Annotated in this window: 13 protein-coding genes and 1 other annotated feature; all 13 genes read left to right on the top strand. The window is 47.8% G+C overall.

Annotation, left to right across the window (positions count from 1 at the left end; translation table 11 throughout):
• Positions 1-37 precede the first annotated feature (37 nt).
• The 13 genes from pgeF to B0H94_RS01505 all read left to right on the top strand — a co-directional run bounded on the left by pgeF (position 38) and on the right by B0H94_RS01505 (position 12,925).
• On the top strand, positions 38-880 hold the full coding sequence (pgeF, locus tag B0H94_RS01565) for a peptidoglycan editing factor PgeF (protein WP_181315203.1): 843 nt from the start codon (positions 38-40) through the stop codon (positions 878-880).
• Positions 877-1,560: a YggS family pyridoxal phosphate-dependent enzyme gene (locus B0H94_RS01560; protein ID WP_106587486.1), complete on the top strand. Its 684-nt coding sequence runs from the start codon at positions 877-879 to the stop codon at positions 1,558-1,560. The genes pgeF and B0H94_RS01560 overlap by 4 nt, the downstream gene beginning before the upstream one ends.
• 22 nt (positions 1,561-1,582) lie before the next feature.
• Positions 1,583-2,026 (top strand): cell division protein SepF, encoded by a 444-nt coding sequence (locus tag B0H94_RS01555; protein WP_106587485.1) that lies wholly within the window; start codon positions 1,583-1,585, stop codon positions 2,024-2,026.
• Positions 2,027-2,046: 20 nt separating this feature from the next.
• Entirely contained in the window at positions 2,047-2,301 is a 255-nt protein-coding gene (locus B0H94_RS01550) for a YggT family protein (RefSeq protein WP_106587484.1), read from the top strand.
• A gap of 13 nt (positions 2,302-2,314) precedes the next feature.
• Entirely contained in the window at positions 2,315-3,088 is a 774-nt protein-coding gene (locus B0H94_RS01545; RefSeq protein WP_106587483.1) for a YlmH family RNA-binding protein, read from the top strand.
• Between the two features lie 74 nt (positions 3,089-3,162).
• The gene (locus B0H94_RS01540; RefSeq protein ID WP_106587482.1) at positions 3,163-3,675 is read left to right on the top strand and encodes a DivIVA domain-containing protein; all 513 of its coding nucleotides are present in this window, start codon (positions 3,163-3,165) and stop codon (positions 3,673-3,675) included.
• Positions 3,676-3,751: 76 nt separating this feature from the next.
• Positions 3,752-3,977: a binding site (T-box leader), on the top strand.
• A gap of 57 nt (positions 3,978-4,034) precedes the next feature.
• Positions 4,035-6,815, top strand: a complete 2,781-nt coding sequence (ileS, locus tag B0H94_RS01535) for an isoleucine--tRNA ligase (RefSeq protein WP_106587481.1) — start codon at positions 4,035-4,037, stop codon at positions 6,813-6,815.
• A gap of 272 nt (positions 6,816-7,087) precedes the next feature.
• Positions 7,088-7,570, top strand: coding sequence for a signal peptidase II (gene lspA / locus B0H94_RS01530; protein ID WP_106587480.1), 483 nt, complete (start codon positions 7,088-7,090; stop codon positions 7,568-7,570).
• Positions 7,563-8,471 (top strand): RluA family pseudouridine synthase, encoded by a 909-nt coding sequence (locus tag B0H94_RS01525; RefSeq protein WP_106587479.1) that lies wholly within the window; start codon positions 7,563-7,565, stop codon positions 8,469-8,471. Before lspA ends, B0H94_RS01525 begins: the two co-directional genes overlap by 8 nt.
• 195 nt (positions 8,472-8,666) lie before the next feature.
• A complete protein-coding gene (gene pyrR / locus B0H94_RS01520) occupies positions 8,667-9,209 on the top strand; it encodes a bifunctional pyr operon transcriptional regulator/uracil phosphoribosyltransferase PyrR (RefSeq protein ID WP_106587478.1) in 543 nt (180 codons plus the stop codon).
• Between the two features lie 183 nt (positions 9,210-9,392).
• The gene (locus B0H94_RS01515; protein ID WP_106587477.1) at positions 9,393-10,739 is read left to right on the top strand and encodes a solute carrier family 23 protein; all 1,347 of its coding nucleotides are present in this window, start codon (positions 9,393-9,395) and stop codon (positions 10,737-10,739) included.
• A 183-nt stretch (positions 10,740-10,922) separates the two neighbouring features.
• A complete protein-coding gene (locus tag B0H94_RS01510) occupies positions 10,923-11,849 on the top strand; it encodes an aspartate carbamoyltransferase catalytic subunit (RefSeq protein ID WP_106587476.1) in 927 nt (308 codons plus the stop codon).
• On the top strand, positions 11,846-12,925 hold the full coding sequence (locus B0H94_RS01505) for a carbamoyl phosphate synthase small subunit (RefSeq protein ID WP_106587475.1): 1,080 nt from the start codon (positions 11,846-11,848) through the stop codon (positions 12,923-12,925). Before B0H94_RS01510 ends, B0H94_RS01505 begins: the two co-directional genes overlap by 4 nt.
• The last annotated feature ends 10 nt before the right edge of the window (positions 12,926-12,935 follow it).

Raw genomic sequence — 12,935 nt, 5'->3', positions numbered from 1 at the left:
GTGAAGCATGGAGAAAATAATCTAAAGGATGAATCCTATGGAAGATAAAGAAGTGTTTCGTCCTCAAGTCTCCGGTCGCTGGCTTGAACAGCGGCAGTGGGATAACGATGTTTTTGCTGGTATTTCTGTGCGGACAGGCGGTGTAAGTTCAGGTGCGTATACGTCGTTAAATACGGGGCTTCATGTAGGTGATGCCCCGGAATCTGTTGTTTTAAACCGCGAACGGCTTGCAAGGGATGCGAACCTGCCGCTTAAAGCATGGGTGATGGCCGAGCAGGTGCACGGCGCTGAAGTTGCCTGGGTGAGGGCTGAAGATGCCGGGCGCGGGACACAAACGTTGGAGACAGCTGTGCCTGGAGTAGACGGATTGTTAACAAAAGAAACAGACATCGGGCTTGCCGGCTGTTTTGCTGATTGTGGTCCGCTTTACTTTTACGCTCCGGATCAAGGTATAATAGGTTTGGCACATGCCGGCTGGCGAGGGGCAGCTCAATTGATCACCAGCCGCATGATCGAAGCCATGGTTTCAGCTGGAGCTGAGCTTGAAAACCTTAAGGCGGCGATTGGTCCCGCGATTGGGGCAGCGCGCTACGAAGTTGATGACCGGGTTGCTCAAGCTTTTCAAACGGTGCTTGATGATCACCAACTTCAGCAGGCACTCACCGACAATGAAAAGGGACGGTATCAGCTTGATATGAAAGAGATGAACCGGCAGCTTTTATTAAGTGCCGGCCTGCGCCCTGAAAATATTACAAAAAGCATGTATTGTACCGCCGAAGAAGAAGCATTGTTCTTCTCTCACCGCCGTGACGGAGGGCCGACCGGGCGGATGTCAGCTTTGATTTACCGTGAGGGACAAGCCCAGGAGGAGAAATCATGAGTTCAGTATCTAAACGCTACAGTGACATTCATTCCCGCATCGAGGCTGCGTTACATCGTGCCGGGCGTCCACCCGGCAGCGTCGGTGTGATTGGGGTGACAAAGTACGTGACAAAAGAGCGTGCAAAAGAGGCAGTTGAAGCCGGCATCACCCACTTAGGTGAAAACCGACCGGATGGACTGCTTGAAAAAGAAGAAGCGCTTGCAAGCAGCGTTGTCTGGCACTATATTGGACAGCTGCAGTCGCGTAAAGTGAAAGAAGTTGCAGGTGTGATGGATATGCTTCATGCCCTTGACCGTCATTCACTCGCAAAAGAGCTTGAAAAGCGGCTTCCGGATGGAGACACGCTTGATTGTTTTGTCCAAGTGAACGTCTCTGGTGAAGCGTCAAAATCCGGGCTCGCTCCGGAAGAAGTTGAAGATTTTATCCGTTCACTCGGTAGTTACGAAAAACTGCGCATCCGCGGTTTAATGACGATGGCACCTGCTGTACAGAATCCGGAAGATGCCCGGCCGTTCTTTCGTGAGCTTCGAAAGATCCGCGACGATGTGAAATCATTAAATCTTTCACATGCACCTTGTACGGAATTGTCGATGGGGATGTCCAATGACTTTGAAGTAGCTGTTGAAGAGGGAGCTGCCTGGGTACGTCTCGGGTCCTCGCTTGTCGGTCCGACGTGAACGAGCAAAGGAGTTGAGAATTTTGGGAATGAAGACGCGCTTTAAGCGGTTCTTTGAACTTGATGAAGATGTTGTTGAAGAAGAAGTTCAAGAATGGCGTGAGGAACCTGAACCTGAGGAAAAACCGAAGGCAAAAAAGAAACAGCAGGAGCGTGAAGCCCAGAATGTTGTAAGCTTGCAAAGTGTGCAGCAGTCGGCAAAAGTTGAACTTGTTGAGCCGCGTACTTACAACGATGCGCAGGATATTGCCGATCACTTGAAGAATCGTAAGACTGTGGTGGTAAATTTACAGCAGATCAGCCGGGATCAGGCACTCCGCATTGTCGACTTCTTGAGCGGCACTGTTTATGCCATCGGCGGTGATATTCAAAAAGTCGGCGGTGAAATATTTCTTTGTGCGCCGGAGAATGTCGATGTTAACGGTTCAATTTCAGAGTATATGAATGGGAAACAGCAGGAGTTTTAAACATTTGAGGTGATGAACATATGGCAGCATTAGGTGGTTTAATTGCATCAGCAATGCAACTGTATTCTTTTCTTGTGATTATTTACATTTTCATGTCGTGGTTTCCAAACGCGCGTGAAACATCGTTTGGACAGATGCTCGGTTCCATCGTTGAACCATTTTTAGAACCGTTTCGTAAAGTCATTCCGCCACTTGGCATGATTGACATTTCACCAATTGTGGCGATTCTTGCGTTAAACTTCGCCAGCCGCGGCGTATTGGCGCTTTTCAGCTAAGAGGAGAGAGACTGTGTCGGTATATCAACATTTTCGAAAAGACGAGCATCCGTTTGTTGAACAGGCTTTAGAATGGCTTAACCGGGTGGAGTCGCGCTACGAAGCAAAGTTAACGGAGTTTCTTGATCCCCGTCAGCAGGACATATTAGCACAGTTGAACGGTGATGATGAAGTCGTGCAGCTATCTTTTTTCGGCGGGGTTCCAGATGCTGAACGCAAGCGGGCGCTCATTTATCCATTTTATGAGGAAGATTTAGCTGAGCGTTTTCAGATTGTGTTGTATGAACTAATTTACCCGGAGAAGTTTGTAACACTTGAGCACCGCGATGTTCTTGGTACGATGACAGGTGCCGGCATAAAACGGGAAAAGTTTGGCGATATTGTAATGGCTGAGGGTCGGATTCAAGTTGCAGCAGCGGCTGAGGTTTCTGCTTATTTAGAAGCAAACATTACGCAGGCAGCCCGTGCAAAAGTAACACTTCGTCCGATCGAATTTGGTGAGGCACTTCAGCCTGAAGAAGCGTGGGAGGAAGCAGATGGTTTCGTCAGCTCGCTTCGGCTTGATGTTGTGCTTAGTGAAATTTACCGGCTGCCGCGTGGCAAAACAGCGCCGTATATAAAAAACGGCCGGGTTAAGGTGAACTGGAAAATTGTTGACCAACCGGCTTATCAACTAGATTCCGGCGATCATTTATCCGTACGAGGCCTGGGTAGAAGCAGAGTATTTTCACTGGGTGACCTTTCAAAAAAAGGCAAGCAGCACATTTACTATGGAAAAAAATCTTAACTTCGGCAAGGAGATTTATGAATGTTGTCGAAGAGGTAGACAACACGCCATTTTGCATGGGGAGGTAACGTGTCATGTCGTTAACACCGCTTGATATTCACAATAAAGAATTTACGCGCGGTTTCCGCGGATATGATGAAGATGAGGTTAACGAGTTTCTAGACCAAGTGATTAAAGATTATGAAACCGTCATCCGTGAGAAAAACGAACTGTTTGAAAAGGTAAACGAGCTAGAAGAACGACTGGAGCACTTCTCAAATATTGAGGAGACATTGAACAAGTCGATCCTTGTTGCGCAAGAGTCTGCAGAAGAAGTGAAGCGTAGTGCCAGAAAAGAAGCTGATTTAATCGTTAAAGAGTCGGAGAAAAATGCTGACCGCATTATTAACGATGCTTTGTCAAAATCGCGCAAAATTGAACTCGAAACTGAAGAGTTGAAAAAGCAAGCTTCTGTTTACCGTACGCGGTTTAAAATGCTGATTGAATCTCAGCTCGAAATGTTACATAATGAAGATTGGGATCATGTAACAGAGACAGAAGAGGCCGAGGCGAACGAAGCAGCGGCTGCTTATCATTCCAACCTTTAATGTTTGTCGTCTTGATGAAGAAAATCGTTTGACGAAGTGAATTGTTCATTCTATAATTTTTTACAAATGTATCGTGATTATAACGAAGATAGGGAAGAGTACGTACGTGATGAACTTTGAAGCGAACCGGGGATGGTGCGAGCCCGGAAGTTCAGCGTTTGGAAAATCACCCTGGAGTTCCCGGCTGAATGAGTAGTAAGCTGAGGCGCGGCCCGCGTTAACGGTTTTAAGGCACTCCAATCTCCTTTTTAAACAGGAAATTGAGGATCAGGGTGGTACCGCGGGCAGCTCCCGTCCCTTTTGTGGACGGGGGTTTTTTATATGTTAAAAAACTTTAAATTTAATAGAGGAGGCACATCATGAATTACAAAGATACTTTGCGAATGCCGAAAACAAAATTCCCGATGCGCGGGAACCTGCCAAACAAAGAACCAGAGCGTCAACAAGCGTGGGAAGAGATGAACTTGTACGAGCGTGTCCAAAAGCGCACTGAAGGTCGACCGCTCTTTGTGCTGCATGACGGACCACCATACGCCAATGGCGACATTCATATGGGCCACGCCTTAAATAAGATTTTAAAAGATTTTATCGTTCGCTATAAGTCGATGAACGGTTATCACGCACCATATGTACCAGGCTGGGATACTCACGGCCTGCCAATCGAAACGGCTTTAACTAAAAACGAAAAAGTTGACCGTAAAGAAATGTCGGTAGCTGAATTCCGCAAAAAATGTGAAGCGTATGCCATGAAACAACTAGAACGCCAGCGCGAGCAGTTTAAGCGCCTCGGTATTCGCGGCGATTGGGAAGACCCATATGTCACACTTACTCCAGCGTACGAAGCCCAGCAAATTCAAGTCTTTGGTGAAATGGCTAAACAGGGTCATATTTATCAAGGAAAAAAACCTGTGCATTGGTCCCCATCTTCTGAGTCTGCTTTAGCAGAAGCTGAAATTGAATACCATGATAAACGCTCGCCATCGATTTATGTAAGCTTTGATGTGAAAGATGGTCGTGGCGTACTTTCTGGTGATGAAAAGTTTGTCATTTGGACGACAACACCTTGGACAATTCCGGCAAACCTCGCAATTGCGGTTCACCCTGAGCTTGACTATGCCGTTGTTGAAGCAGACGGCAGTCGTTATATCGTAGGTGAAGAACTCGTTGAGCAGCTGTCCGAGTTGTTTGAATGGGAAAATGTGAAGACGGTAGCCACTTATAAAGGACGCGAGCTTGAAAACGTCAAGGCAGCTCATCCATTGTACAATCGTGAATCGCTCGTCATTTTAGGAGATCATGTGACGCTCGATGCCGGTACCGGCTGCGTGCATACAGCACCAGGTCACGGTGAAGATGACTTTGTTGTAGGTAAATCATACGGCTTGGATGTTCTTTGTCCAGTGGATGACCGCGGCTATTTCACAAATGAAGCACCTGGTTATGAAGGCCTGTTTTACGATACAGCAAATAAAAACATTACAGAGGACTTAAAAGCAGCAGCTGCGCTTTTAAAACTTGAGTTTATGACCCATTCTTATCCACATGACTGGCGAACGAAAAAACCGGTCATTTTCCGGGCGACGACCCAGTGGTTTGCTTCAATTGAAAATATCCGTGATGAGCTGCTTGAAGCAGTCAAAGGTGTGGAGTGGCACCCAGGCTGGGGCGAAACCCGGCTGTATAACATGGTACGTGACCGCGGCGATTGGTGCATTTCCCGTCAGCGTGCCTGGGGTGTACCGATTCCAGTCTTTTACGCTGAAGACCATACACCAATCATTGAAGATGAAACGATTCAGCACGTTGCCAAGCTGTTCCGTGAGCATGGGTCGAATATTTGGTTTGAGTGGGAAACGAAAGACCTGCTGCCAGAAGGTTTCACATCACAACACAGTCCAAATCATGTTTTCACAAGAGAAATGGACATTATGGATGTTTGGTTTGACTCCGGTTCTTCGCATCAGGCTGTATTAAAAGAACGGGACGAGCTGGATCGACCGGCGGATGTTTATCTAGAAGGTTCTGATCAGTACCGTGGCTGGTTCAATTCCTCTCTTTCTACAAGTGTAGCGGTGAGCGGTGAAGCGCCATATAAAGCTGTTGTCAGTCACGGGTTTGCCCTTGATGGTGAAGGTCAGAAGATGAGTAAGTCACTTGGAAACGTTGTAGTACCAAATGAAGTCATGAAGCAGCTTGGCGCAGATATTCTCCGCCTTTGGACGGCTTCTGTCGATTATCAAGCTGATGTACGTATCTCTGATGCCATCTTAAAACAGGTAGCTGAAGGTTATCGCAAAATCCGGAATACGTTCCGCTTCCTATTGGGTAACTTAAGTGACTTTGATCCGGCATCCCACCGGGTGGAACGCAGTGAGATGGCGGAGATTGACCGCTATATGCTCGTTCGCTTAAATAAGGTAATCGAGGATACAAAACGAGGTTATGATAACTATCAATTTTCCCACGTTTATCAAGCGGTGCATAACTTCTGTACCATTGACTTAAGTTCATTTTATATGGACGTTGCAAAAGACACGCTGTATGTAGAGCCGGAAGATGACAAAGGGCGCCGGGCGAAACAAACCGTCATGTATGATACTTTGTTGGCGCTCGTGAAGCTGATGACACCGGTTATTCCGCACACGACAGAAGAAGTATGGTCCTACATGCCTGGTGAACTTGGTGAAAGTGTACAACTGACAGATATGCCGCAGCCTGAAAAGCTGCCAGAAGCAGATGCGCTTAAAGATAAGTGGGACCGGGTGATGCTCATCCGCGATGACGTGCTTAAAGCGCTTGAAAACGCCCGAAACGAAAAAGTGATCGGGAAATCACTAGAAGCATCGATTTCTTTGTATGCAGCACCGGAAAGCTATGACGTGCTAAAAAATGCTGGCGACTTAAAGACACTCTTTATTGTTTCCGGAGCGACATTAGAAGGAGCAAAAGAGGAGGCGCCGGAAGATGCAGCGCATTATGAGCACGTTGCGGTCATCGTACGTGAGGCAGAAGGTGAAAAATGCGAACGCTGCTGGCACGTGAAAGATGACATCGGTGCTTCAAACGATCACCCTGCGCTCTGTAAGCGTTGTGCCGACGTTGTTGAAACACATTATCCAGAAGCAGGGGCAACTGAATAAATCAGTATAACGAAGCAGCGGAGGGCCCGCCTGTTTTTGTTGGAATTTCAAAGGGCACCCGGATTTAACACCGGGTCTGCCTTTTGGATTCGCAAATATGCAGCTTGCCCCGGCTTTGGAACCACAATTTCATCATGACGCTTCATAAGTGATACAACGAACAATGTTCGGTTTTTATCCTCTTATGATAAAGGATGAAATTCATTCAAAGCACAATGAATAGGTAGTATCAAAAGAAGGAAATTTTTAGCACGTGAAACGGGGATCAAGTGATGAAGCTTTCGTTGTATTATGGACTGGCGTTGATCATCATAGCGCTTGATCAATGGACAAAGCAGCTCGTTAAATCCGGGATGGAACTTGGAGAGAGCCGGCCGATCATTGATGGGGTGCTTCATTTAACTTCCCATCGTAATGCCGGCGCTGCTTTTGGTATTTTGCAGGGGCAGCAGTGGCTTTTCTTTATAGTGACGGTTGTTGTTACGATCTTTATCATTTATTACATGCAGACCCACGCCCGTTTTAATCCATGGTATGGCATTCCGCTTGGGCTTGTATTTGGCGGGGCGATCGGTAACTTTATTGACCGGCTTGCTTATGGTGAAGTTGTAGACTTTATTGATGTATATATCGGTACGTACAGTTTCCCGATTTTTAATGTGGCAGACATGGCCCTTGTTGTTGGTGTTGGGTTTTTAATTGTGCGCATGTTTATGGATGAACGGAAAGAAAAGGAGCAAAATGCTAATGAATGAAACGATCACACTAAACGTAACTGAAGAAGAAGCGAACGAGCGTATGGATAAGTATATTACTGCGCGTGTTGAAGGTGCCTCTCGCAGCGAGGTGCAGCGCTGGATTGAAGAAGGTGGAATTACTTGCAATCAAACACCTACAAAGGCCAATGTCAAAGTGGCCGCCGGCGACGTTATTTCAGTTACACCGCCTGAACAGGATGACGCGATTCATCCAGAGGTGATGCAGCTTGACGCGGTATTTGAGGATGAGGATGTCATCGTGATTAATAAACCACGCGGAATGGTCGTTCATCCGGCACCTGGTCATACAAGCGGTACGCTCGTTAACGGGCTGCTCGCTCATACAGACGAGCTTTCAGATCTTAACGGCAGCTTGTATCGCCCGGGCATTGTGCACCGGATTGATAAAGATACGTCCGGTCTGCTCGTTGTGGCAAAAAATAATCAAGCCCACGAAATACTTGCCGAACAATTTAAAGATAAAACAGCAAGCAGGCGGTATCAGGCGATTGTCCATGGTGAAATTGCTCATGAACGGGGCACGATTGAAGCGCCAATCGGCCGCGATACCACGGACCGTCAGCGGATGGCAGTGACCGATGTGAACAGTAAAGAAGCTGTAACCTATTTTCAAGTGCTAGAACGCTTTAAAAACTACTCACTTGTCGAATGTCAGCTTGAAACCGGGCGTACGCATCAAATCCGGGTGCATTTTGAATATATTAACCACCCGGTCGCTGGAGACCCAAAATACGGTCCAAAAAAAACATTACCTTTGTCCGGTCAGGCACTGCATGCTTTTGAGTTGTCGTTTGAGCATCCATCCACCGGCGTGTTAGAGACATTTCAAGCTGCTGTTCCAAAAGATATGGAGGAAATGATCGAAAAACTTCGTTAAACCTCTTGATTTTTATAAGGAATCTTGAGATACTCTTTGAAGAACAAAAAGTCCTTTAACGTCAGTCCTGTGAGGCTGAGAAGGAACGGAGATGACCACGCAGCAGGCGTGGTCTGCATGACTAAGTGATGTCTCCATCCTCTCGTCTTGTACAGGCGGGGGGATGTTTTATTTTGAAAAAGGGGGGCGGTCACGGTGGAAAAACGAATACTGATGGATGATCAAGCGGTTCGGCGTGCGCTCACAAGAATCTCACATGAAATTATTGAAAGAAATAAAGGCATCGATGAGCTTGTCATTGTTGGGATTAAAACACGTGGGGCTTACTTAGCCCAGCGGATTGCTGATCAGATCGAACGGATCGAAGGCCGCCGTCCACCGGTTGGGGAAGCAGATATTACGCTTTACCGCGATGACTTAACGGTAAAAACTGCTGATCATGAACCGGAAATCCGTGGGACGGAGCTTCCGGAAAGTGTGAAAGATAAAACGGTTGTACTTGTCGATGATGTGCTTTACACAGGCCGCACCGTCCGCGCTGCACTTGATGCCATTATGGATCACGGGCGTCCTGGGATGATCCAGCTGGCTGTGCTGGTGGACCGCGGCCACCGGGAGCTGCCGATCCGGCCTGACTTCATCGGGAAAAATGTACCGACAGCGAAAACGGAAAAAATTGCTGCTCAACTGGAAGAGCATGATGGGATAGATGAAGTCAACATTACTTCAACTGAATAATCACCTCTTTAAACCGGTCCTGTGAGGCCGAAAAGAGGGGAAGCTGCAAGAAGCTTGCCGTGCCAAGTGCAACAACTTGGAACAGGTAAGTCTCCTTCTTATGCAGTTGAACCTCTTTGCCCGCAGGCAGAGAGGTTTTTTATTAGGATGATAACTGCTAAGTGTTGAAAAGCATAGGGAGGAATTACAGTGAAAACGAAAGAACTAGACATTCAAGAACTACCACCAAAAGAAAAATGGTTGATTTTAAGTTTGCAGCATTTATTTGCAATGTTTGGTGCAACGATTCTCGTTCCGGTGTTAACGGGATTAAGTCCAGCAGTCGCTCTTGTTTCAAGCGGCTTAGGGACGCTTGCGTATCTTGTAATTACAAAAGGTCAGATTCCTGCGTATCTCGGCTCTTCATTTGCGTTCATCGCTCCGCTCATTGCAGCGATGTCAATTGGCGGGCCAGAAGGTGTGATGATCGGTACGTTTGTGGCTGGCCTAGTGTACGGAGCTACCGCTGTTTTGATCCGGTTCACAGGTGTTGGCTGGTTAATGAAACTGCTTCCGCCGGTTGTTGTCGGCCCGGTGATTATGGTGATTGGCCTCGCACTTGCCGGTACCGCGATTGATATGGCAATGAATTACGATGATAGTGCTGGTGAGTATGTGAATCCAATGCTACACTTCAGTGTTGCCCTGGCCACCCTGGCCATTACGATTATAGCTATGGCTTTCTTCCGCGGTTTCTTTAACCTTGTACCAATTTTAATCGGGATCGTAGGCGGTTACAGCATCGCAGCCGCAGCCGGACTTGTTGAGTTTCAGCAAGTGGTCGATGCCCCGTGGTTGCAAATCCCTGATTTTGTCATCCCGTTTGCTACGTTCACCCCGGAGTGGTCGTGGAGCATTATCTTTATCATGGCACCGATTGCGCTTGTAACTTTAGCTGAACACATTGGGGACCAAATGGTACTAAGTAAAGTCGCAGAACGAAACTTTTTAAAACGGCCTGGTCTGCACCGTTCGATCATGGGTGACGGCGCAGCGACAGTCATTGCTTCGTTGATTGGCGGGCCGCCGAACACAACGTATGGTGAAAACATTGGCGTGCTAGCGATCACCCGGGTCTTTAGTGTGTATGTTGTAGGCGGTGCAGCTGTCCTTGCAGTCCTCTTCGGTTTTATCGGTAAGGTGGAAGCCTTAATTGCAAGTATCCCAGGAGCAGTCATGGGCGGTGTCTCCATCCTTCTGTTCGGTGTCATCGCAGCCAATGGGGTGCGCATGTTGATTGAAAATGAGATTGATTTTGGCGAGACGCGCAACTTAGTAATCGCTTCAACGATTTTAATCATCGGAATCGGCGGTGCGTTTGTTGAGCTCGGCGAAGTCGTTGAAATCCCGGGCATGGCACTCGCTGCGATCATCGGTATTATCTTAAACTTTATACTGCCGGACCGGCATCTTGGTTACGGCAACAACCGCATGTTTGATGACATGAATGAACAAATGGATGAAAATGACGGAAACGATCGAGCGGCATAACCCTTGAAATTTGTCCAGTGAGATAAATAAGGGTGCAAATACAGGCGTAAAAGCAGGCGACCTGTATCTTCAAGCGGCTGACCCCGCAGGAAAGCACCCTTTGCTTAAGAGCAGAGGGTGCTTTTTTATAAAAGTATCATGTGAGCAAGTCTTTTTGAAAATTGATACGCAGGAGGCGGTAGTATGATGACAGCTCAACCGAACGTAAACGGCCGGCACTTATGGACATTAATGGAGATGGATGAAGGAGACATTCTTGACCTGCTGAACTTGGCCAAACGGTATAAAGAAGGGCTTGGTCCTGAGCTTGAAGATCAGCCAGCTGTTGCAAACTTGTTTTTTGAGCCGAGTACCCGTACAAAAATGAGCTTTGAAATGGCAGAGAAACGGCTCGGTCTTTCCACGCTTGATTTCAGCGCGGATCATTCCAGTGCGCAAAAAGGAGAGTCATTGTATGATACCGCCAAAACACTGGAAGCTATCGGTGCCGGCGCCCTCGTTATCCGCCACGGGGAAGAGCGTTACTTTGATCAGCTGAACAGCCTCTCCATTCCGGTTATTAACGGTGGAGACGGCTGCGGGCATCACCCTACGCAATCCCTGCTTGATTTGTTCACCATTGAAGAAACGTTTGGCGGTTTTCGCGGGCTTCACATCGTGGTAGCAGGCGACATTACCCACAGCCGTGTCGCCCGCTCAAATATCGAAGTTTTAAAGCGGCTCGGTGCCCGCGTCTCAGTGACCGGCCCTCCATCTTTTGCCCCTGGGTCTGAAACATATATCCCCATGGATGAAGCTTGCCGCAAGGCGGACGTTCTAATGCTGCTGCGCGTTCAACACGAGCGCCATACCGACGGCGCCGGCTTTAGCGCTGAAGCTTATCATAAAGCTTACGGTTTAACGAAAAGAAGGGAAAAAGAAATGAAACCCGGCAGTATTATTATGCATCCGGCACCAGTTAACCGCGGTGTCGAAATTGATGCGGATTTAGTTGAAACTGACCGGTCACGCATTTTTACGCAGATGGAAAACGGCGTTTATACCCGCATGGCAGTTCTCTACCATGCCCTAGCGGATCAAAAGGCAACCAAAGGAGCGATGAAACGATGAAAAAGCAGCTCATTTTAGAAGATGGAACAACCTTTACTGGCGAAGCTTTCGGCGCACATAGCGATATTTCAGGTGAAGTCGTTTTTAACACCGGCATGACCGGATATCAGGAAATTTTATCTGATCCATCTTACTGCGATCAAATGGTCGTGCTCACTTATCCACTTATCGGCAATTACGGCGTGAACCGTGAAGACTTTGAATCAATTCACCCGGCGTTGAGTGCTTTAATTGTTAAAGAATACGCAGACATCCCAAGCCATTGGCGAAGCACAAGCTCACTTGATGAAATGCTTGCTGAACGGGAAATTCCGGGACTTTCTGGGGTTGATACACGTAAACTTACCCGCTTAATCCGTAAATACGGCACGATGAAAGGCACGATCCGCCCAGTTGAAGCAAACGTTGAAGAAGAAGCGGCAGAACTTAGCTCCGCTCATTTCCGGCGCGATCAAGTTGCCCGCGTATCAACAGCAGATGCTTATCATGCACCGGGGCAGGGACCGCGCATTGTGTTAATTGATTATGGCACAAAGCATGGGCTCATCCGTCAGCTCATCCAGCGCGGGGCAGATGTGTATGTCGTATCATACAATACACCGCCTGAAGACATTTTAAAACTTCAGCCGGACGGCGTCATGCTTTCAAACGGTCCGGGAGACCCGGCGGACATTCCTGAAGCTTTACCGACGTTAACGGCACTTTTAAAAGCCATCCCCGTGTTTGGAATTTGTCTTGGCCATCAGCTCATCTGCCGTGCACTCGGCGCGAAAACAGAGAAGCTGCCATACGGCCACCGGGGTTCAAACCATCCGGTGAAAGATTTGCAAACTGGTGAAGTTGCGATCACGGCACAAAACCACGGCTACACCGTGAATGAAGCGAGCCTTGCTGCAACCGGCCTTGTTGTTACCCACCGGGCAGTGAATGATCAAACCGTTGAAGGTACTGCCCATGAAAGCCTGCCGGTGTTCAGCGTGCAGTACCACCCGGAAGCAGCACCCGGTCCGGATGATGCGAATCCATTGTTCGATCGATTTTTCAAAATGATAGAAACCACAAAATCACACGTATAGTCGAAGGGAG

This window comes from Salsuginibacillus halophilus, from assembly GCF_003014715.1.
GTDB classification, from domain to species: Bacteria; Bacillota; Bacilli; order Bacillales; family Marinococcaceae; genus Salsuginibacillus; species Salsuginibacillus halophilus.
Note: the sequence above shows the minus strand (reverse complement) of the source record. Positions and strands in the feature narration are given on the sequence as shown.